13 protein-coding genes are annotated in these 23164 nt (G+C 55.7%); 5 read left to right on the top strand and 8 right to left on the bottom strand.

Going from position 1 to position 23164, the window contains the following annotated elements:
- Position 1: 1 nt before the first annotated feature.
- From AC3ZVB_RS21200 to AC3ZVB_RS21180, 5 genes are all read right to left on the bottom strand, one after another.
- On the bottom strand, positions 2 to 1312 hold the full coding sequence (locus AC3ZVB_RS21200; protein WP_490147655.1) for an ABC transporter substrate-binding protein: 1311 nt from the start codon (positions 1310 to 1312) through the stop codon (positions 2 to 4).
- A 332-nt stretch (positions 1313 to 1644) separates the two neighbouring features.
- Positions 1645 to 2550, bottom strand: coding sequence for an AraC family transcriptional regulator (locus AC3ZVB_RS21195; protein WP_162438203.1), 906 nt, complete (start codon positions 2548 to 2550; stop codon positions 1645 to 1647).
- Between the two features lie 42 nt (positions 2551 to 2592).
- Positions 2593 to 3912, bottom strand: coding sequence for a glycosyltransferase (locus AC3ZVB_RS21190; RefSeq protein ID WP_490147654.1), 1320 nt, complete (start codon positions 3910 to 3912; stop codon positions 2593 to 2595).
- A gap of 159 nt (positions 3913 to 4071) precedes the next feature.
- On the bottom strand, positions 4072 to 11145 hold the full coding sequence (locus tag AC3ZVB_RS21185) for a hypothetical protein (protein WP_490147653.1): 7074 nt from the start codon (positions 11143 to 11145) through the stop codon (positions 4072 to 4074).
- 224 nt (positions 11146 to 11369) lie between these two features.
- A complete protein-coding gene (locus AC3ZVB_RS21180; protein ID WP_490147652.1) occupies positions 11370 to 11750 on the bottom strand; it encodes a response regulator in 381 nt (126 codons plus the stop codon).
- A 258-nt stretch (positions 11751 to 12008) separates the two neighbouring features.
- Here AC3ZVB_RS21180 and AC3ZVB_RS21175 point away from each other — a divergent pair, with 258 nt between their 5' ends.
- From AC3ZVB_RS21175 to AC3ZVB_RS21155, 5 genes are all read left to right on the top strand, one after another.
- Positions 12009 to 15500 (top strand): response regulator, encoded by a 3492-nt coding sequence (locus AC3ZVB_RS21175; protein WP_490147651.1) that lies wholly within the window; start codon positions 12009 to 12011, stop codon positions 15498 to 15500.
- The gene (locus AC3ZVB_RS21170; RefSeq protein ID WP_162438207.1) at positions 15500 to 16330 is read left to right on the top strand and encodes a CheR family methyltransferase; all 831 of its coding nucleotides are present in this window, start codon (positions 15500 to 15502) and stop codon (positions 16328 to 16330) included. The genes AC3ZVB_RS21175 and AC3ZVB_RS21170 overlap by 1 nt, the downstream gene beginning before the upstream one ends.
- Complete coding sequence (locus tag AC3ZVB_RS21165; protein WP_162438208.1) at positions 16327 to 16920, top strand: chemotaxis protein CheB; 594 nt, start codon at positions 16327 to 16329, stop codon at positions 16918 to 16920. The genes AC3ZVB_RS21170 and AC3ZVB_RS21165 overlap by 4 nt, the downstream gene beginning before the upstream one ends.
- Entirely contained in the window at positions 16914 to 18095 is a 1182-nt protein-coding gene (locus tag AC3ZVB_RS21160; protein WP_194692173.1) for a hybrid sensor histidine kinase/response regulator, read from the top strand. Before AC3ZVB_RS21165 ends, AC3ZVB_RS21160 begins: the two co-directional genes overlap by 7 nt.
- 78 nt (positions 18096 to 18173) lie before the next feature.
- Complete coding sequence (locus AC3ZVB_RS21155; RefSeq protein WP_162438210.1) at positions 18174 to 18551, top strand: response regulator; 378 nt, start codon at positions 18174 to 18176, stop codon at positions 18549 to 18551.
- 155 nt (positions 18552 to 18706) lie between these two features.
- Here AC3ZVB_RS21155 and AC3ZVB_RS21150 read toward each other — a convergent pair whose 3' ends face one another.
- The 3 genes from AC3ZVB_RS21150 to AC3ZVB_RS21140 all read right to left on the bottom strand — a co-directional run bounded on the left by AC3ZVB_RS21150 (position 18707) and on the right by AC3ZVB_RS21140 (position 23125).
- Positions 18707 to 20377 carry an ATP-binding protein gene (locus AC3ZVB_RS21150; RefSeq protein ID WP_490147650.1) on the bottom strand — a complete coding sequence of 557 codons (1671 nt, stop codon included), beginning with the start codon at positions 20375 to 20377 and terminating at the stop codon, positions 18707 to 18709.
- A complete protein-coding gene (locus tag AC3ZVB_RS21145; protein WP_162438212.1) occupies positions 20374 to 21876 on the bottom strand; it encodes an ATPase domain-containing protein in 1503 nt (500 codons plus the stop codon). Before AC3ZVB_RS21145 ends, AC3ZVB_RS21150 begins: the two co-directional genes overlap by 4 nt.
- Before the next feature lie 193 nt (positions 21877 to 22069).
- Positions 22070 to 23125: a tetratricopeptide repeat protein gene (locus AC3ZVB_RS21140; protein ID WP_490147649.1), complete on the bottom strand. Its 1056-nt coding sequence runs from the start codon at positions 23123 to 23125 to the stop codon at positions 22070 to 22072.
- Positions 23126 to 23164 lie beyond the last annotated feature (39 nt).

Raw genomic sequence — 23164 nt, 5'->3', positions numbered from 1 at the left:
ATTACTTGGGATAACCGGCGCGCTTCATCTCTCGTTCAGTAGTCTGCTGGGCGGCGGCCAGGGCCTGATCGACCGTGGTCTGACCGATGAGCGCTGCCGAGAACGACTTGCCCACCTGGGTGCCGATGCCCTGGAACTCGGGAATCGTCACCAACTGAATACCGATGTAAGGCACAGGCTTGAGCGTCGGCTTTCTTGGGTCCGCCGCTTTCAGCGACTCCAGCGTCACCTTGGCGAACGGCGCGGCGCTCATGTACGCCTCGCTGTAGGTCGAGGCCCGAGTGCCTGGTGGCACGTTGGCGATGCCGTCGGTTTTGGCGACCAGTTCACCGTATTCCCTGGACGTGGCCCAGGCGCTGAAGGTTTTCGCCGCGTCTTTCGCCTTGGAACTGGTCGGAATCGCCAGCGCCCAGGAATAGAGCCAGGCCGAGCCTTTGTCCGTCACCTGATGCGGGGCATAGGTAAAGCCGACGTGGTCTCTGACTTTGCTCTGGGTCTTGTCGGTGACGAACGAACCGGCAACGCTGGCATCGACCCAGATCGCGCATTTGCCGCTGTTGAACAGCGCAAGGTTTTCGTTGAAACCGTTGCTCGACGCGCCCGGCGGGCCGGATTTTTTCATGATGTCAACGTAGAAATTCAGCGCGTTTTTCCACTCCGGTCCGGTGAATTCCGGCTGCCACTTTTCGTCGAACCAGCGCGCACCGTAGGCGTTGGCCAGGGTGGTGATCTGGGCCATGTTCTCGCCCCAACCGGCTTTGCCGCGCAGGCAGATGCCGTACTGTTCTTTGTCTTTGTTGGTGAGTTTGCTGGCGAACTCACCGATCTGCTCCCAGGTCGGACGCTCGGGCATGGTCAGGCCGGCATCCTTGAACAGGTCGGTGCGGTAATAAGTGATGGAGCTTTCAGCGTAAAACGGCAGGGCATACAACGAACCCTTGACCGAGAGGCCTTCACGCACGGAAGGAAACACGTCGTCGAGCGCATACGCGGCGGGCAAATCCTTCATCGGCTCCAACCAGCCCTTGGCGCCCCAGAGTGCGGCTTCGTACATGCCAATAGTCAGAACGTCGAACTGACCGCCCTGGGTCGCAATGTCCGTGGTCAGGCGTTGGCGCAGGACGTTTTCTTCAAGCACCACCCAATTGAGCTTGATCTCCGGATGCTCGGCTTCGAAGGTTTTCGAGAGCTTTTGCATGCGGATCATGTCGCTGTTGTTGACGGTGGCGATGGTCAGGGTCTGGGCGCCAAGGCTGACGCTGCTGAAGGTCAGGCAGGCGAGGGCAAGCAGAGCTTTTGCAGAAGGTTGCATCGTGCACTCCTTTTCTGCACCCGAGGGGGGACAGAAGGACAGTTATTGTTTTTGTGTCTGCCGGAGACCGGAAGAATGTGCACTGATTACAACGTTCAATCGAGCGCGTGACAAATTGTTCATCGCACTCAAACCGATACTATTTTGCACTGACAGGCGGTTGCGAAGATGCCACGTCGGATACTTCTGTAGCAGCTGCCGAAGGCTGCGTTCGAGTGCGCAGCGCTCGCCGAATGTGGGTCATACGGCGAATCCAGAGTTTAAAAAACGGAAACGATGGCGCCTGCTGCGCAGGTGAACGCAGCCTTCGGCAGCGGCTACAGGGGAAAGCGTCAGTGCTGGTTTTGCTCAGTCAAACGCTGCACCGCCAACCGCCGATAATGCGAAGGCGTCATGCCCTTGAGCTGTTGAAAGCGTCGATTGAAATTGGAGATATTGTTGAAACCCGACTCAAAGCAGACATCGGTCACCGGCTTGTCGCCGTCCGCCAGCAATTCGCAGGATTTGCTGATGCGCAAGCGGTTGACGAACTCGATGAAGCAGCGCCCGGTGGCTTGCTTGAACACACGGCTGAAATACGTCGGCTTCATCCCCAGGTGCGCGGCGACTTCTTCCAGGGGCAGTTCCCGTGCGTAATGGGCAAAGATGTAATCGACCGCGCGGTTGGTGCGGTCAACGTTATGCTCATCGGCCAGTTGCGATGTGGTAGCGCCGGACAGCAATTGGTAATCGTCCGAAGCGGCCAGCAACTCCAGCAAAATGAAAAAATGCCCGAGACGGGTCACGCCTTGGGTGTCGGCGATACGCTGCATCAGGCTCATCGCCTGGCGGATCGTGCGCTGGCAGCGGAATTCGATACCGTACTGCGCACGCTCAAGCAGTGGCGCCAGGGCCTTGAGCTCGGCGAAGACCAGGTGACCACTGTCGAACAATTCATCCGTGAAATTCACCAGCATGTCGCGCTTGGGCACCACCTCGTCTTCGGCGACCTGGCTGATCCAGTTATGGGGCAGGTTGGGGCCAGTAAGAAACAGGGTTTGCGGGTAAAAATTGCCGATGTAATCGCCGATGAACACCTTGCCGGAGCTGGCAACGATCAGGTGCAGTTCGTATTCCTTGTGGAAATGCCAGCGCACTAAAGGGCAGGGGAAGCCATGCTGGCGATAGATGATGGACAGACCGTTGTGGTCGTCCATCAACTCGTAGGAGGGGTCGGTAACTCTGGCTGCTCGGCTCATGTCAGGGCGCTTTTATTGTTCTCGCACGCTGATCATGCCTCGTTACGGGTGGTTCGTGCCACCCGTAGGAAGGGTCTGACGGTTTTTTGCTTCAATCCACTGCGCCATGTATTGCGTGCTCTTGTGGTGATGGTGGCGCAGCATGCTCCCGGTGAAATTGTCCCTTCTGATCGTGTTCATTTGCTGCTGACAGGCCTGGAGGTGGGTGATCAGCGCCGGGCCATGATCGGTCTTGAGGTAGCGGCGCGACAGCAGTTCCACGCCTGCGGCCTGTGCGTCAAGCCAGGTTTTTTCGTCCTTGTAGAGTTGTACTGCGCTGTCTGCAAATTGCTGTGCGGTGCGGGTTATCGCGCCTGGCCAGGGTTCTTCGCCGTGCATGCCTTCTGCACCGACGGGCGTGGTGACATTGGGCGTGCCGCAGAGCATGGCGTCCACCAATTTGCCTTTGATGCCCGCACCGAATCGTAGCGGCGCGACGCACACCCGCGCCGCCGACATGACTTGCAAGGCATCTTCAGCCCAGTTCATGACATGAAACCCTTGCGCGGCATTGTGTAACGCCGTCGCTTTGGGCGGTGTATAGGCGCCGTAGATGTGGAGTTGGGCAGTGGGCAATTGCTGACGAATCAACGGCCAGATCACCGTTTTAAGCCAGAGAACAGCATCCCAGTTCGGCGCATGGCGGAAGTTACCAATGCTCAGGAAATTCGCCCGCTCTTCGAAGGGTAGGAATGACTGAGGCGGCAAATCGACCATCAACGGGCACCAGTGCAGCAAGTTGCGAGGCACGTTGAACTGCTCAACCAGTAACTCGATTTCCACTTCGGAAATCATCAGCGTCAAGTCACAACGATAAATCGCTGCCAGTTCCCGTTTGGCCAGATCCGTATCGGCCATGTGCTCAAACTCTTCACGCAACGCGGGCGCGAACAGTTCGTTGAAATCGTGGTTATCGTCGCTGACCTTCAACCGGTCCTTGAGTCGTTGGTGCCGGGCGTGTCGCAGACTCTGCAGGTCCGAGGTTTCGAGCACGCGCAAGGCATCGGGGCACTGTTGCTCAACGCGCCAGCCAAACTGTTCTTCCATCATGAATTGATCGAACAGCACGATGTCCGGGGCCAGTTCGCTGACAAAGGTGTCAAAACTGCTGTTGTTCAACTCGATCGGCACTTGGCGAATGCCCAGTGCCGTCAGGTCTGCCGGATGTTCGCCCGCGCCGGCGGGACTGCTGAACGTGATATCCCAGCCTTGCTGCAAGAACGCCTCGAGGATTTGCATGACATGACCGCTGGCCGCCGAAGAACGGGGCTCGGGCCAGACGTAACCAATGACCAGGACTTTGGTTGCGTGGGGATGACTCATGAGGCATTCCTTGAACAGGAGGGAAATGTTAGGCGGGCAATTAGACCATAGGTGATAGAAATCAGGCGCGGACCTAATGGTCAGTACGCCACACGGCTGACGCCCCCGAGTAGGGGCGTCGCGGTCATGTATAACGCGCAATGAGCGTCTAAAAACGCCTTAGAAGCTTGGCGTTTTTGGAGCGTTTATCATTTCGCTCCATGCTGGATCAGTTGGACTCATCCATCGGGCAATGGGAGGGGAGGCCTTCCAGTCGGTCGCAATGATCATCTTTCCTTCGGACGCCCAGGAAGACATCTTGTCTTCAAAGGCCTTCATGTAATTTTTTGCATGGCAACTGATGCCAGCCCATGGATCAACGACCCAGGCGTCCTTGAACGCTGCCTCACTAAAGTTGATGGTAGAAGTAATAGGTCCTTTTTGCGGTACGCCGACCACTGCAAAGGTATGACCGGGCATTCTCCAAGTTGAGGCGGTGCCGCCGCTGTCCTGAACAATTCTAATAGCGGTGGCCGCCATATGGTCACAGTTTCCGGCGCCAGTTTTGACCACCATGTCAACGGCGTCGGGCGCGGTAAGTCTGGAGTATTGCCAAACAACAACTGGCTGTGTCAGCGCCTGCCGATGTATATCATTTAGATCACCTCGGTTCACCTGATTAAACGGCCCAAGACCGGTAGCGGCGATTTGAGCGTCTACTTGTTGCTTTGCCCCATTCGCATAGAGCCGGTTTTTATCGTACGGCGAGGCGCTTTCAAAAAAAGGTGGTTTTCTAATGGGTTCGATTTTTATGGCAGGAATGATCACTTCAAGGTCAAGCGGTGCCTCACTTTTTACAGCCGTTAAAATAAGTTCGCGTTTCTGCATCTCGGTCATTTTGTCCGTAAGTTTTCTGAAATTGTCAATGTCGTTACTGTCCCAGCCAAGTGATTCCAATTCTTTGTATAAAGAGCTCAGAGGGGGAAGTGCAATAAAATCATTGTTAGGTACCTTGCCGGCCGCACGAATAAACGGGTCTTTGATAGTGTGGTATGACTTTATGAGGGTGGCACCTAGACCGCCGTCACTCGGTGATATATTAGTAAAGGTGCCGCCAATACTTCCATTTTTGTTGTACTTTGTGTAGTAGAAAAGCCCGGTGTCTGCTTCTGCGACCAAGTAGCTGGACTTGCCAAATAAGGTTCCTGAAACATCTACGATGAAAGCTCTCAACTCTCGCGCATCGTCTTGCCCGTGAATGATTCCGTCAATTTTTACCACGCGGGTGGCGGCGTTGAGTTCTTCGTCGACAATCTTTCCGGCAAAACCGAAGTGTTCGTTTGGGATGATGCTGCCTGTGGTGGTCTTTTTAAATTGCAAGGGTACCGTCAATGGGTCCGGGATGCAGTTTTGAAAGGTGTTATCACATTTATATATGCGTCGTTCATGAATTATCCGCGGCTGTACACCTTGCTCTCCCTTGGATGGATAGAGGCGTTTGTGTTCAATTGCCTGAACCCTTTTTTCTTCGACAGTCATGAGGTTTTTGTCAAGCGTTTTTGAAAAGCAGTTTCCTGTGCGCTTGCCCTTTCCCCCTATGCTGCAAACCACATCGAATCCCTCGAGATCCTTGAAGTAAGCCGGAGAGGTGATGTCGTTCAGTTCGTCGGGATGTTGGGGATCAAATCGATAAACTTTATCACCCACCACGACATCGGTTCCCGATGAGCGCTTGATGGTGTGCGGTTCATCGGTGAACAGTTTTAAATTGGTGTAGGCCTTGGAACCGTCACCGAAGGTCGTGGGTTCAAGCGTCATCGCACTGTCAGGTTTGAAATTATCAAGAGGCGGGCCATATGCGCGATTATTCGTTACATCAAAGGCGTACCATTGTCCATTTTTGAACTTGGCAGTGACTTTAGTGGTTTGTCCCGCGACTGTCGCTGCGTCACAGACTCCTTCGGCGATATCGGCGTGTTTTAACACGTCGGCGTGGCTAATGGCTTTCGTACAGCCATACAGTTTCTTGATTTGATCAACACCCTTTTCGGCAGCCTTATAGGCAAGGGAACCTAATTTGCAAGCGGCATTTTTCCCAAATTTGGCAAAGTCGGCGATACCGTCAAAAGGATTCGCGGAGGTTACCAGGGTGCTGCCGCTGATCATGGTAAGTTTCAGGATTTTAGGTACGAAGTTACCACTTGATTTTAGGATTTGAGCGCCCTTGCCAACCGCTTTAGCGCCAGGAATAACGAACCCGGCAACATCCAGCGTACAGTCCAATGCAGCGCTATTTCCATCGCCTTTTACAATGTTTTCAATGCATGATTTAAAAGGTACCAAACCAAGGAAGAAGTCCGCCACTTTGTCCTTTAATATGGCCTCTTCTTCGGAGGCAGTCGAACCCTTCGCCAAGTCATGCAACGCTTCTCGTCCGGTAATGAAGTGTTGGTTTACAGCCATCGAGGCCATATTGTTGGTAGTCGAACTGGGCGAAAATGCATTAGGCACGGTATTGAAATCAAAGTTCTCAGGACGGGTTTTGGACAGTCGCGTGCGGGGCATTAATTGTTCAATGATAACGTCGGATGTTATTCCGTCTCGAGGCGCTGCACCTGTCTTGTATGCCTCCCAATCGAACGGGTGCGGTCTTCCACGCTCCGCCCGTTCTTCACCCGTCTCCAATGGCACTGTAAAGGTGCCGCCCAGAATTAGTTTATGGGGCAAGTCTGTTCGTTTTGAGATTTTTATCGCAGAGGGGAAAACTTCATAATAATTAACGGCTCCCTGATGCTCAGATCGTATCAATAAACCGTGACGGCCTTTGGCAGGCTCTTTTTGTTCGAGTATTTGCGGTAGGTCGTGGTTGAAGTCGATTTCACTGCGCAGTGTGTAGAAAGTATTTGTCCCGTATTCGAGGCTTTGTCGATCCTGCAGGGGTAACTGAGAGATTAGATGCTCGAATACCGATTTAGAGCCAGCGATCAGTCCGTCAAAAAAGCCGGTAAATTCTTCTTCGAATACCGATTCGACATTTTTTAGCTTTGAGATATTGTGTTCAATTGCAGTGATGTTTACTTTCGCATCTATCGAGTCGTAGATGCCGGGGGTTAGGTTTCCGGTCATGTAGCGATCAAGCATGGAATAATGCGTTTTTCTAACCGAGTCCGGGATGCTCTTCTTTTTCAGGGCAATGTTTTCGAAAGGGATATCCTTCCCGAACACCCGAGTCAGCTCAGCAAGAGCAATTGCTTTTCTTGTGGGGGGCGGGGCAGACAGAAAGTGCTGAGCTCGACCCAGTTCCTCTCGTACTTCCTGAAACTTTTCCCTGGCAATGGCGAGTTGCTGGTCTGAGTAAGTATCGTTGTCGGCTTTTACAATCACTCCGTAAGCGATTGCCCAATCGATAAGAGGATTGACAGACGCCATTTCCACCGCGACTTCCTGACCCGTGGAAATGGGTGATGTGTCGCCGTATAGCATCACCTGCTCAAACGTCATCCTGGATGTCGACCCCCGGGACAATTGCTCAAGGCGATTGACTGCGATCTGTAGCATCGCCCAGGTATGGGTACCGCAGACGAGATTGTCAGGGAAGTTGCGCACTAGAAACTCAGGCGCGATGTTCGACAGCAAATGACGCGCAGCGAATGGCGCTACCTTGGCGCAGGCTTTGCCACTGGCGAGGATATGAGTTTCAAGTTCGGCGATAACCGCTGACGGTTTAAGTCCCCAGTTGGTTTCTTTTGCAAGGTTATAGCCAGCGACATGATTACGTTTGCTGCCCTCCGGGGGATTCAGGTCGAGTACAAGGGCGGCCATGAGCCATTCCGCGTCACTGGTTGGGGTCGATATGGCGCCGAGTGCTGATTCCAGCGTTTTACCGAAAGCTTTTCCGTTTGTGCTGTCTAGGGCGAGATCCAACGCTGTATCCAGGGAGCTGCTCGAGATTGTTTGATGGTGCAAAAGGTAGTCGAGCAGTCCTGTATACCCGGTATTGTTCAGAAAACTGGCGGTCTGAGTGATGATCGTGTTTTGTTGGGCAGGGGTTAACGGGCGTGGATAGTCACTTGCGCCCCAATAGTTACCGCGGGGTTTTTCGACAAAGCCAAAACTCAGGACGTTAATCAGGTTGACGACGTCTGCCTTGGTTGTTGGCTCGGTCCAGCCGCTGGCACTGATGAGTCGTTGCGCGCTGATCGTTGTTCTTGCTTCAACAGGGTACCGGGCATAAAACGTTGAGTCTCGATGCACTGCGATCGGAACTGTTTCCAGGTTGATAGGCGAGCTGTCGGTTTTATCCTGGATGTACGCGTTCAACGCCGTCACAAGAGCGTGATGGTTGTAAACATCGCCCACACGTTTTTTCTGGCTATCAAGAACGTCCTCGGACCTCAACTCGGACGGTCTGAGTGGGTCGTCGTTCTTGATCTCGGGAAATGCCTTCGTCCGGTTCAGTTCTTCAGCACGGTTTTGGGCATCGACTTTGTCTAAGCACCGGGTCTCACCGTAGAAATCAGCGACCAGTGCAAAGGGGGCCTTGGAGCTTTGAGCGTTGTACCGCACGCCCTGAGCCAGTGGATCTAGTACTGTGGCTGCAGTCAATATAGGCGCTGCTACGTTGGCCCAACCGGAGTTATCAGTCAGAGTGAACAGCCGGCGTACGCCCTTGGATACTACGGAAATAGTGCTGTATTCAACGTCCACCCTCACTGTTGATAGATCGAGGCCTTTGCTGGTGGCCCAATCGTTAAAAAAGGGATTCTGTAAGGCTTTGATAAAGTTCAACCAGCACCGGCCGAAAGTGGAATGCCCGGGAACAACGATGTTTAAGTCGGCGCCCTGGTCAGAAGTGTCGGTCGATTCCACCAATGCCGCGGCATAGCGCGTCGCCAACTCACTATCACCGTTAGCCCGCGAAGCGTCCGCCCATCCAGCATCTCGTCTGCTGCGCAACAACTGAATGGTATGTTTTGCCGCATCATGCTGTGCATCGACAGGCAGTTCATTATCGATTTCCTCATCGACATCGATGTCGGAGACCGGCGGTTCATCCATTGTTTTCAGGTAGTTGGTAACAAGTAATTCTGGCGAGGGAGGGGACTCGTCGGCCTTGCGAGTTTGTGACAAGTCCTCTTTTGCCGAAGGCTGCGGCGCAGCCTGGACATATTTTTTTACTGAGTGCGAGGAACCAAGGATGACCTCTTTAGGCTGGTCGGATCGACCTTTGGCATGCGTATCCTCCAGGGCCGCTTCAATGAGCGTTGCATAAGCCTTATCGGGATTTTTTGTGCTGGGTTGCTGTAGAACGAAGGCCACTCTTTCTATCAGCTTCGCGTCCGTGAGCAAGTTATCTTCGGTGGATTCATACATCAGGCCAAGGATGAAGTCCGATACAAGCGAGTCCTCTGACTCGATGCGTGTGTCCAGAATGTTTTCTATCGAATCGTCAATCCGTTGCTGGTGCAGCGCCGGACTTTCGGGCAGAACTGGGAGATCGTCGGCTGTCTCATCGGGCTTGGGTTCGTTATCCTCGGTTTGTTTGAATTCGTTATAAAGTGCCGAGGCTGCTGCGAAAGCGACCGTAGCGGCACCTTTTGGATGGTTTCCTACTACCTGGGCTGTTGCGGCGAGGGGCGCAAGTGCGTAGTTGCCGTAGGTTGCAAGCACCGACGAAAGCTCGCCGAGCTTACTCTTCAACAAAGGAGCTGTTTTCTCCCACCATGAGCGCAAGTTGGCCCCTTCAGCTTGCTGCGTACTCAACATCTGGATTTCCGATTCTTCTACTCCCGCAACTTCCGGAAATCTGAAGGCAGAATCGACTTTACCCAACATTTCACCGACCGACCGGGTCAGGTGATCCAGGGTGTTTTCATCGACCTGTACGGATGACGAAGTAGCCAGAGGCCGCACCGGGTCACTAACGCTTACTTTTTTCGAACCTGATTCGGGTTGGCGTTTGATGGAGGACAGGAAGGCGTTGACCTCTGATTCGAGTTGAGCAACCTTATTTGTCATCTCGACCAGTATTACTTCGGGAGGCACAGTGATCTCGGGGACCACTTTAGGGACAGCGGGCAGGTGCGGCTTGACTCGCTCCCCGACCTGCAAAATTCCCCCTGTATGCAGTACGTTAGCAACATATAAAACCTTCCCCCAGAACCCTCCGGTGTAAGTCGGCCCCGACGTGACAACTTCTCCATAGAAACTTGAATTCTTTTCTATGGCTTGCAGTACTGACATTAACTCGGTCTGTGCGGCGGGGGCGGGGGCGGGGGCGGGGGAGTCGTCATCCGGGCCCGAGCCAAAAGCGAAGTAATGCGTCGTTTTTTCCAGGACTTCGCTCATTCCGCGTTGCAGTCCGGGCCCAATCTCGGCAAGAGGTGTTGAACCTAAAGCATCTAGCGTCTTGTTAATCGGGGTGGCGATCTTCGACAGCGCTTGCTGCAAAGCTTGAGGATCGACCATTTCTTCGAGCCAGCTCCGGTCAGGTCGATTGTCGACAACCTCAATGGACGCTAACAGGTTCTCTATTTGTTGCACATTCCTTGAGAAATCCTCCGGCCAGTCATCGCGGGGGCTTTCCTTGCTCTTGTCCTGAACGAATACGGCCATCAATGCTTTAGCTTCTTTGGGTGATGGCCTGACGTGGAGGTATTCGTCAAACTCAATCGCTTTTGTCAGCTCGCGCAGTTCCTTCCATGTTTCGTCGTCGAGCAGTTCTCCTGAAGCGATTTTTTCATCTCGCAGCTGACGAGAGGCCACCAGCTGGTTTTGTATGAACCCCCGAACCCCCAGGCCATCAAGACCTTTGGGGATGTTTACGTCTTCGCCGAGTGCGTCCGCCCATTTCTCCGGAGGGAAATGACAAACGATTTCTACAAATTCGCGAGACCGTTCGGGATTCAGGCCAGCCATCGGCCGGATCGAAAGCATGAGCGCTTCGACGAACAATGGTGCAAGTGCGCGGCCAGTGGCTGTCTGCAGAATGCCGGATTGCAGAATTTCTAATGCTTCTTGCTCAGATACCGATTGGGTTTGGAGTTGCTCGACGGTCCGCGACCATTTTTCTTCAAGTGAAGCCTGGTCAAATATGCAGTCTTTTTTCAATGATTCCGGAATGTCATTTCGGCCTATGAGGCCGCAATACACGGGGCATGAGAGCGTTGGCAGTGGATTGTCAGATACCGAACTTTCCCCTGCACCTGATTGATCAAGTAGCTGAAAACTCTTGGCGGATGAGGTATTCCGCACCTGCACACCCGCCAACGGACTGTCAGTCAGTGGCGGTAGGCATGGAATAAAAGTCGAGGGGGAGAGCGAATTAACGGACGTGGAATTGTTAGCGTGCACGAGAACCTTATCGATAGCTGAAATACCAGCGGACAATAAGTGATGCACTACTTTAAAAAATGATGGAAATATTCACTCTCAGTTCAATACGGCAGTCGCTATAAAACGAGCGTTAATTGATTGCTTTAAGCACCTTGCTTCGACTTTGGATCGAGCATGTTTGTGACCTTGTCGCGCAATTGATCAATCGAAAACGGTTTACCAATCACCTCCATCCCTGCCGGCACATCAATGCTCTCGGCATACCCACTGGCGAACAGAATCGGTAATTGCGGATGGAGCAGCCGAGCCTGCACAGCCAACTCCCGGCCGTCCATCCCCGGCAATCCGACATCCGTCATCATCAGGTCGATGTGCTGATCTTCATCGTTCAGACGCTCCAGCGCCTGCTCGCTGCCGTCTGCCTCCAGCACCTCGAACTCCAGTTCCTCCAGCACATCGACGATCAGCATGCGCACGATGTCATCGTCTTCTACTACGAGAATGATGGACGCGTTGGAGGACATAGTGGGTTCCCAAAGAATAAAAGTACGTTGGCCGGGCGATCAAATTCGCCGGAGTCTTGCTTGAGTAATCGACGGGACCCGAGAAGTTCCCGTGGTGACAGAAAAAGAATAGACCCGCAAGCGCGGCAAGGATAACCGGTCCGTTGCGCGGTAGCAGCTGAATGTAGGATTTTGCGCAAAAACGTGTCAGAAAATTGGATCAAAGCAGCCGTTTTGGGGCAAACTCCGTGGTTTTCATTGGTTCGACAAGGCTGCCCCATGACCTCTGCGTCCTCGGTTGATGAGCAACGTTTCCGTAAACTTCTGAGCCGTAACGTCAGCCTGCCGCTGGGCGTAGGCCTGGTCAGTGCTGTGTTCTTCATTTCGCTGATCACTTATCTGCTGTCGACCATTCAATGGGTCGAGCACACGGACAGGGTGATCAATAACGCCAATGAAGCGGTAAAGCTGACCGTCGATCTGGAAACCGGCATGCGCGGCTATCTGCTCAGCGGAGACGAGAAATTCCTCGAACCCTACGAAACCGCCCGCCCCAGACTCAAAGTCGCGCTCGATACGCTGCTGGAGCTGACCGCCGACAACCCGGTTCAGACCGATCGCCTTCATCGCCTCGAAGCGTTGCAGGGCGAATGGGCTGACTATGCACAGTCAATGATTGACATGCAGCGTACCAGTGGCGACTACCGCGGTGCGGTCAAGGCCGGGCGTGGCAAGCGGCTGACGGATGAAATCCGCAAGCAGTTCGAAGACGTGATCGACATGGAGCAGCAGTTGCGCACCGCGCGCAATAACGAGGTGAGCCGCACCACGATCTGGAGCATCACCCTTTACCTGCTGTTCGTCGCGGCGATCAGCGGACTGTTGGCCTACATCGGCCGGCGGGATCTGCTCAACCTGTCGCAAAGCTACGGTGCCAATCTTGCCGCCCAAGAGGCCAGCGCCCAACGCCTGGAGCAGCAAGCCTGGTTGCGCAATGGCCAGACCGAACTGGCAGAGCAGGTCCTCGGACAGCTCAGCCTGAATCTGCTGGGACGCAATATCCTGCAATTCTGTGCGCAATACCTGGGCACGGCGGTGGCAGCTATTTATGTTCGCGAAGAACACGGCGGCCTGAAGCGCGTCGCAAGTTACGGCTTTTCCCGGGAACAGGAAGCGCTTGATCAACATATTTACAGCGATGAAGGCATTGTCGGCCAGGTGGCGCAAACGGCCCGTCTGATTCGCCTCGACAGCGTCCCGAGCGACTTTTTCAAAGTCAGCTCCGGCCTCGGCGAAGGCTTGCCCCACAGCGTGCTCGTGGTGCCGACCAGTGATGACGAGCGAGTCAACGGCGTTATCGAATTGGGCTTTCTGCGCCCATTGAGCGACCGCGATGTCGAACTGCTCGAATTGATTGCCGGCAACATCGGCACTTCCATAGAAGCCGCACGTTATCGCCAGCGATTGCAGGAAGTGCTGGCCGAAACTCAACAGCTCAACGAAGAGCTGCAGGTCCAGCAGGAAGAGCTCAAGACTGCAAACGAAGAGCTTGAAGAGCAATCGCGAATTCTCAAGGAATCCCAGGCGCACCTGGAAACCCAGCAGGTCGAGCTCGAGCAGACCAACGAACAGCTCGCCGAGCAGGCACAGATCCTGTCGGATCAGCGCGACGCCATGGACCAGAAGAACACCGAGCTCAATCACGCCCAGACTCAGCTGGAAGAACGCGCCGATGAGTTGCAGCGTTCGAGCAAGTACAAATCCGAATTCCTCGCCAACATGTCCCACGAACTGCGCACGCCGCTGAACAGCTCGTTGATCCTGGCCAAGTTGCTCGCGGAAAACCCTCAGGACAATCTCAGCGCCGAGCAGGTCAAGTTTGCCGAGTCGATTTATTCGGCGGGCAATGACTTGCTGAACCTGATCAACGACATCCTCGACATTTCCAAGGTCGAGGCCGGCAAGCTTGAAGTGCGGCCGGAGAACACCAGCGTCGCTCGCCTCGTGGACGGTTTGCGCGGGATGTTCCAGCCGTTGGCAGCGGACAAGCATCTGGATTTCCAGATCGAGCTGCAGGCCGGGTCGCCGATGATGATCTACACCGACCGCCAGCGACTGGAACAGGTGATCAAGAACCTGTTGTCGAACGCAGTGAAGTTCACCGAGAAAGGCACTGTGACCCTGACGGTGGCGTCGCAGCCAAACGACGGCATCGCCTTTGTCGTGCGCGACTCCGGGATTGGCATTGCCGCCGATCAGCAGGAAAGCATTTTCGAAGCTTTCCGCCAGGCCGATGGCACCACCAATCGCCGTTACGGCGGCACTGGCCTGGGCTTGTCGATTTCTCGCGACCTGGCGGCATTGCTGGGTGGGTCGATCAGCGTCACCAGCGAACCAGGGCAGGGCAGTGTGTTTACCCTGGTGTTGCCTCAGCAGTATGTCGAGCCGGGTGAAATACCGGTCGAACCGATGAAGGCTTCACCCGTGACCATCACGCCGCAGGCCATTCCTGCTGCGTTGGTACCGCTGATTGCCCCGGTCGATATCCCGCGTTTCAACGATGATCGCACCAAGGCACCGTTCACCACGCGCTGCATTCTGGTGGTGGAAGATGAGCCGAATTTTGCCCATATCCTCTACGACCTGGCCCATGAGCTGGGTTACCAGTGCCTGGTCGCCCATGGAGCCGACGAAGGCTATGACCTGGCCAAAGAGTACCTGCCGGATGCCATTTTGCTCGACATGCGCCTGCCGGATCACTCCGGCCTGACGGTGTTGCAGCGCCTCAAGGAGCACGCGGAAACCCGGCACATCCCGGTGCACGTGATTTCCGTCGAGGACCGGGTTGAAGCGGCCATGCACATGGGCGCTATCGGTTATGCGGTCAAGCCAACGACGCGCGAAGAGCTCAAGGATGTGTTTGCCCGTCTCGAAGCCAAGCTGACCCAGAAAGTCAAACGCGTGCTGCTGGTTGAAGACGACGATCTGCAACGGGACAGCATTGCTCGCTTGATCGGTGATGAAGACATCGAAATCACCGCCGTCGGTCTCGCCCAGGAAGCCCTCGATCTGCTGCGCACGACCATCTTCGACTGCATGATCATCGATCTGAAGCTGCCGGACATGCTCGGCAACGACCTGCTCAAGCGCATGTCCACCGAAGACATCTGCTCGTTCCCGCCGGTGATCGTCTACACCGGACGTAACCTGACCCGGGACGAAGAGGCCGAGCTGCGCAAGTATTCGCGCTCGATCATCATCAAGGGCGCGCGCTCGCCGGAACGCCTGCTGGATGAGGTCACACTCTTTTTGCACAAAGTCGAATCGAAGTTGTCCCATGAACGCCAGCGAATGCTCAAGACCGCGCGCAGTCGTGACAAGGTCTTCGAGGGTCGCAAGGTGCTGCTGGTGGACGACGATGTGCGCAACATCTTCGCCCTCACCAGTGCGCTGGAGCAAAAGGGTGCAGTCGTGGTCATCGGCCGTAACGGTCGGGAGGCGATTGAAAAGTTGAATGAAGTCGAGGACATCGATCTGGTGTTGATGGACGTGATGATGCCGGAGATGGATGGTTTCGAAGCCACCATCGAGATCCGCAAAGACCCGCGCTGGCGCAAGCTGCCGATTATTGCGGTGACGGCCAAGGCCATGAAGGATGATCAGGAGCGCTGCTTGCAGGCCGGCTCCAACGATTACCTGGCCAAGCCCATCGATCTGGATCGCCTGTTCTCGCTGATTCGCGTGTGGTTACCGAAAATGGAACGCATTTAGTGGAACGCAATCATTCAGAGCGAAATAGCGAAATCGAACTGCGGTTGCTGATCGAGGCGATTTTCCTCAAGTACAGCTACGACTTTCGCGACTATTCCGGTGCTTCGATCAAGCGCCGGGTTCAACACGCGTTAGGCCAGTTCGAGTGCGCCACTATCTCGGCCCTGCAGGAAAAAGTCCTGCACGATCCGACGGCGTTCATGCAGTTGCTGCAATTGCTGACGATCCCGGTCAGCGAAATGTTCCGCGACCCGTCGCACTTCCTGGCCATTCGCCAGGAAGTGGTGCCGCTGCTCAAGACGTATCCCTCGATCAAGATCTGGATCGCCGGCTGCAGCACGGGCGAAGAAGTCTATTCAATGGCGATTCTGCTGCGCGAGGAGGGTTTGCTCGATCGCACCATCATCTACGCCACGGACATCAATCCGCGCTCGCTGGATAAAGCCAAGCAGGGGATTTTCTCGATGGAGAATGTCCGGGCGTACACGGCCAATTACCAGCAAGCTGGCGGCCAGCGCTCGTTCGCCGATTACTACACGGCGGCCTATGGCTATGCCATTTTCGACAAATCGCTGTGCGAGAACGTGACCTTCGCCGACCACAGCCTGGCGACCGACAGTGTGTTTTCGGAAACTCAATTAATTTCATGTCGTAACGTGTTGATTTACTTCAACAAAAAGCTTCAGGATCGAGCGTTCGGTCTGTTCCACGAATCACTTTGCCACCGCGGCTTTCTGGTCCTCGGCAGCAAGGAAACACCGGAGTTTTCAGGCTTTGGCAGGCAGTTCGAACCCTTGGTCAAACAAGAACGGATTTACCGCAAATCATGAACGATGCCCTGCAGCTGCCTACAATTAAAGCCATCGTGATCGGCGCCTCGGCGGGCGGTGTGGAAGCGTTGCTGAACCTGCTGAGCCCGTTGCGCGAAGGTTTCGTGCTGCCGATCATCGTGGTGCTGCACCTGCCTGACGCACGTCGCAGCCAGCTGGCTGAAGTGTTCGACCGTCGGGTCTCGATGCGCGTGCTGGAAGCCGATGACAAAACGCCGATTGAAGCGGGCACGTTGTATTTCGCTTCGCCCGGTTATCACTTGTCGGTCGAGCAGGACCGCAGCTTTTCCCTGAGCCTGGAAGACCGCGTTCATCATTCGCGGCCCGCGATCGATTACCTGTTCGAGTCCGCCGCTGACGCCTATGGCGAAAACCTGGCTGCGGTATTGCTGACGGGCGCCAACCGCGATGGCGCGAATGGGCTGGCCAAGGTCAAGTACCTGGGCGGCCTGACTATCGTGCAGGACCCTGACGAGGCCCAGGTGGCGACCATGCCATTGGCTGCACTGGATGTGCACCAGCCGGATCACATTCTCCCCCTACGCGGCATCGGCCGTTTGCTTGTCGAGCTGGAACGAATCGCATGCTAAGTAATATCCAAGCCAAACTGCTGATCGTTGACGATCTGCCGGAGAACCTGTTGGCGCTCGAAGCGCTGATCAAGCGTGAAGACCGCATGGTCTACAAAGCCTTGTCCGCGGACGAAGCCTTGTCGCTGCTGCTGCAACACGAGTTCGCCATGGCCATCCTCGATGTGCAAATGCCGGGCATGAACGGCTTCGAGCTGGCCGAGCTGATGCGCGGCACCGAAAAAACCAAGAACATTCCGATTGTCTTCGTCAGTGCGGCGGGCCGTGAGCTGAACTATGCGTTCAAGGGCTACGAAAGCGGGGCCGTGGACTTCCTGCACAAGCCGCTGGACATCCATGCGGTCAAGAGCAAGGTCAATGTGTTTGTCGACCTGTATCGGCAGAGCAAGGCCATGAAACAGCAGGTCGAAGCCCTGGAGCAGAGCCGTCGGGAACAGGAAGCACTGCTCGTTCAATTGCAGAGTACCCAGCGGGAACTGGAGCAGGCGGTGCGCATGCGCGATGACTTCATGTCCATCGTTGCCCACGAAGTACGCACGCCGCTCAATGGCCTGATCCTTGAAACCCAGTTGCGCAAAATGCACCTGGCCCGGGATAACGCCGCTGCGTTTACCCTGGACAAGATGCACGCCATGGTCGACCGCGATGAGCGGCAGATCAAAAGCCTGATCCGCCTGATCGAGGACATGCTCGACGTTTCACGGATTCGTACTGGCAAGCTGTCGATCCGGCCGAGTCGATTTGACCTGGCGGCGCTGGTGCGTGGCCTGCTGCAAAATTTCGCCCCGCAGATCGACGCTGCCGAATCCTCGGTCACTCTGGACGCCGAGGAATCGGTCATCGGCCATTGGGATGAATTTCGCATCGAACAAGTGATCTCAAACTTGTTGACCAACGCGTTACGGTACGGCGCGAAGAGCCCGATCAGCGTGAAGGTGTACAGTGAGAACGGTCAGGCGCGGGTCGAAGTGCGGGATCAGGGGATCGGTATTGGTGAGGAAAACCAGAAGCGAATCTTCCAGCAGTTCGAGCGCGTCACGGCCAAACACGCCGTCGCCGGATTGGGCCTGGGATTGTTTATTTCCGAACAGATTGTGACTGCCCATGGCGGTACCATCACCGTCGAAAGCCGGATTGGCGAGGGCGCCCTGTTTCGCGTTTGTCTGCCGCTGTAGGAAAACAGCCAGATAAACGCAACCTCTGATCGACCCCACGGTCGTATCAGCAGCTATTGACCGAACAAAGGCTTCCCCATGAGTGAAGATGCGCAAGACGTAGTACTGGTCGTCGAGGATGACCCCTCGATTTTGATGGTGTTGTCCGCCTATCTGGCCGGCGAGGGCTACCGCGTGCTGCAGGCCGAAAATGGCGAGCAGGCGTTCGAAATCCTGGCGAGCAAACCGCACCTGGACATGATGATTACCGACTTCCGCCTGCCGGGTGGCATCTCGGGCGTGCAGATTGCTGAACCCGCGGTGAAGCTGCGACCGGAACTCAAGGTGATTTTCATCAGCGGTTATCCGCAGGAAATCCGCGAGACCGACAGTCCGATCACCCGCAAGGCGCCGATTCTGGGCAAACCGTTCGATCTGGATGTGTTGCAGGAATTGATGCAGGAAATGCTGTCTTGAAACACCGCGAACCCTGTTGAAATGCCGCAAAAATCGCGGCATGCCCTGTAGGAACTGCCGAAGGCGGCGATCTTTTGATCTTGCTTTTATAAAATCAAAAGATCGACGCCTTCGGCAGCTCCTACAGGGTCATCTCGGCTTATCGGCATAATGGGTCAGATCCGGATCATTTCCCGCACCTTCGCCGTCAACAGATCGAAGGTGAAGGGCTTGGTGATCATCTGCATGCCGGGGTCAAGAAATCCGCCGCGCACCGCAGCGTGCTCGGCGTAGCCGGTGATGAACAGGACCTTGAGTTCCGGTCGGTATTGCCGACCTATTTCCGCCAGTTGTCGCCCATTCATACCCGGTAACCCGACATCGCTGATCATCAGGTCAATACGCTGGACCGAGTCCAGGATAGGCACCGCGCTGTTCGCATCACCCGCCTCGACAAACGCATACCCCAAGTCACTTAACACTGAACTGACCAGCGCCCGAACGGCAGGATCATCTTCAACGATCAGGATCGTTTCGCCGTTCTGGGCAAAGGGCGCGTAGGGCGTTTCTGCCGGCGAATCAAACGGCAAATCGCCGCCGAATCGCGGAAGGAACAGGGTCACGGTCGTACCTTTGTCGACCTCGCTGTCGATCACCACATGCCCGCGTGATTGCTTGCTGAAGCCATAGATCATCGACAACCCGAGGCCGGTGCCCTGGCCAATGGGTTTGGTGGTGAAAAAGGGATCGAAAGCACGGTTGATGGTGCTTTGGGGCATGCCACAGCCCGTGTCCGTCACACTCAGCACCACGTAATCGCCGGGTTCGAGATTGCTATGGGCATCGGTAAATGATGCATCCAGATGCTGATTGGAGGTTTTCACCACCAGCTTGCCGCCATTGGGCATCGCGTCCCGGGCATTGATCACCAGATTGAGCAGGGCGCTTTCCAATTGATTGGGATCGGCCTCGGCCACCCACAACCGATCGCTGAGCTGCATGTCCAGGTAGATGCTCTCGTCGATGCTGCGCTGGAGCAATTCGCCCATCGACACCACCAGGGTATTCATCTCGACCGGTTTTGAATCCAGGGACTGGCGTCGGGAAAACGCCAGCAGGCGGTGCGTCAGACCAGCGGCGCGGTTGGCCGAGGTCACACCCAGATCGATCAAACTGTCCAGATCATCCACACGGCCACGGGCCAAACGCCGGCGCAGCAGCTCCAGGCTGCCGATGATCCCGGTCAACATGTTGTTGAAGTCGTGGGCAATGCCCCCCGTGAGTTGTCCAACCGCTTCCATCTTCTGGGATTGGCGCAGCGCTTCTTCATTGTGCCGCAGCTCGGCGGTGCGTTCCTCAACCTGTTGTTCCAGGGTTTCGAGGGTGTTTTGCAGGCGCAATTCGCTTTGACTCAAATCGATCAAGCGGTCCCTGGCTTCATATTGTCGTCGCCGGCCGCGCAGTGCGGTAGTCACCAGGCTGATCAAGGTCACGGGGTGAAAAGGGCGCTCGAGAAAGGTGACGTTGCCCAGTTGCGGGCCGAATCTGGACACCGGGTTTTGCTCGGGGCCACCGTGATAAGTCAGCAACACGATGGGCAAATCGGACCAGGCCGGCTGTTGTTCGATCAGCTCCAGCAACGGATCAAGATCGCCCCCCATCAAAGCCTCGGAGGAAATCAGCAACAGGCCTGCGCCTTTTGCAATCTCGCTGCACAGCGATGGCAGATCCCGCGTGATGATGCCGTCGAAACCGGCTTCGTTGAGCATCATCAGAGCAATTTGGCTATCACGTCCCAGCGGCGCGAGGATGATCGCGCGCTCGGACATTGCTTCGCGGACCGTCAAGGGAGTTCATCCCCGAGCAGTGGTTTGCTCGCGCCCATGTAGGTAGGGACGCCGCGCAATACGCCCTGGAACGCGTCCAGTGGTTCGCCGATGGTCATGCCTTTTGCACTGATGCGGTATTCGCGAATGGTCGATTCATGGCTGCCGGTACGTTTTTTGATGATTGAGATGGCTCGGCGAACCTTGCCCAGTGCTTCGAAGTAACGCAGCAGAATCACGGTGTCGGCCAGGTAGGTGATGTCCACCGGAGCCTGCATGTCACCGACTAGGCCATGCTGGGCGACCGTCATGAAGGTCGCGGCGCCTTGGCGATTGAGGTACAGCAGCAGTTCGTGCATGTGCAGCACCAGGGCGTTTTCTTCAGGCATCGCTGCCTGGTAGCCGTTGATGCTGTCGATGACGACCGTCTTGATTCCGCGTTCATCTACACAACGGCGAACCCGGTGCGAAAACTCGCCTGGCGAAAGTTCTGCGGCATCGACTTGCTCGATCAGCAGGTTGCCGGTGGCTTGCAGGGCTTGCAAATCGATGCCCATGTTTCTCATGCGCTCGAACAGCAGGCCGAGTTCTTCGTCGAAAATGAACAACGCAGCCTTTTCGCCCCTTGCCACGGCGGCTGCGGCGAAGATCATCGAGATCAGCGACTTGCCGGTACCGGCGGGGCCGAGGATTAATGTGCTGGAGCCGGTTTCTATGCCACCACCGAGCAGGGCATCCAGCTCTTTAATGCCGCTGGTCAACTGCGTACGCACGTATTTGCCGCGATGTTCGGCAGCCACCAGCCGGGGAAACACGTGCACGCCGTCACCCATGATGGTGAAGTCGTGGAAGCCACCCCGGTATTTCTGACCGCGGTACTTCACTACGCGTATCCGCCGACGTTCAGCGCCGTAGTTGGGCGTCAATTCTTCAAGGCGAATAACGCCGTGAGCAACGCTGTGCACGGTTTTATCAAGGGATTCAGTGGTCAGGTCATCCAGCAACACCACCGTGGCGTCATAGCGCACGAAGTAATGTTTGATGGCGAGAATCTGACGGCGATAACGCAGGGAACTTTGGGCCAACAGACGGATTTCGGAGAGGCTGTCGAGCACGACCCGGGTTGGTTTTACCCGTTCGACCACTTCAAAAATCTGTTTGGTCGCTTCGCCTAACTCAAGGTCGGAGGAGTACAGCAGGCTCTGTTGATGTTCCGCGTTAAGCAGACTTTCCGGCGGGGTCAGTTCGAAGATATGGATATGCTCATCGAGCTCCCAACCATGGGACAGCGCACCCTGGCGCAATTCACGCTCGGTTTCCGAGAGCGTGATGTACAACGAGCGCTCGCCGGCTCGTGCGCCGGCCATCAAAAAATGCAACGCGACGGTGGTTTTACCGGTACCGGGTTCACCCTCCAGCAAAAACACGTGGCCGCGGGACAATCCGCCGGCCAGGATGTCATCCAGACCATCAATGCCAGTGGCGGCTTTTGCACTGAACAACTCGTTAGATGTAGACAAAAAATGCCCTCTCATGACTAGGGGAAGCGAGGCAGCAGGCCTGAAGTGCCTGAATGGACTGCCTGTTCACTTGACCTTTTGCCGTTGCGGCGGTTCCACACAATTTGTGTGCACACCGAATTGTAGGCGTCATGGGGCAGCGTAAATGGCTTATGCACGATCTCAGCAGGAGCAAAGCTTTATTGGCGATCGCTCAAAGCCCTTGCTGCAACGCCGGATCATCGGGATTCATCTGTTCAAGCTGTGCCAAAAGGATCTGCACATTCTGCAGTTGCCCGCTTTCCTTCCAATAGTTGATCAGCAGTACACGGGCCTTGCGATCAGCCGGGTGGCGCTGGACGATCTCCTGCAGCTGCTTCTGCGCCGCCTCCAGCTCCTGCTCATCGTGGAGGGTGGTGGCGAGGTCGTAACGGTAATCCTTGTTGTCCGGCTCCAGCTCCACAGCCTTGGACAGACCGAGCACGGCGTATTCGCTTTGCCCGTGATGCAGCAGCCACATCCCCAGGGCATGTTGCAGATACGCCGAGTCCGGCTGGGCTTTCAACTGCTTGGCCAGCAGAAGCCGGGCCGCATCGCTCTGTCCTTGCCTGTCCAGCACATCGATCTGCATCACGAGCGCCGGCAGGTTTCCCGGGGCCAGGCGCAAAGTGTTGTCCAATGCCGTTTGCGCCTCTTTCAGTTCGGCGTTGTGCACATGCAAACGGGCCAGCTGATACTGATTGTCAACGCTTTGGGGCTGGCTCTTCAGGTCTTGTTCCCAGGCATCGATGGCTTGCTCCAGGGGGCCGAAATACAACCCGAGGTCATCCGGCGAAAGGCCCAGCAATGCATTGACTGCAGCGTAACGCACGTTTTGTTCTTCGTCGTCGAGCAACAGCCCGAGCAACAGGCTGCGCTGGCCATTGGGGACCAGGCCGCTGATGCTTTTGATCGCCGCGATGCGCACGTCGGGCGACTCATGCTGCAAGTCCGCATCCGCCAGCTTCAGGGCCACGGAACTTGGGTAGTTAGGCAACTCGGCATGCAGCCAGATACGGCGTTTAGGGGAAATATCAGGACGGGCCAATTGCTGATAGAGCACGCGCGCTGCGCCGGGTTTTCCGGCGCGAGCCTGGTCCAGCGCTTCGCTGTAGCCGCGTTTGATCGCTTGTGGCACGACAGGGGTAGTGTTGCGCAGGAAAAACCAGGCAATCACGAGGGCGAACAGCACGCAGAGGCTGATGATCAGGTAGCGGCGAGACTGGGGCATGCAGAAATCCGTTGCTGGCAAGCGAGTGCAAAGTCGCCA

Source organism: Pseudomonas sp. MDV22-iso1, assembly GCF_058145095.1.
Note: the sequence above shows the minus strand (reverse complement) of the source record. Positions and strands in the feature narration are given on the sequence as shown.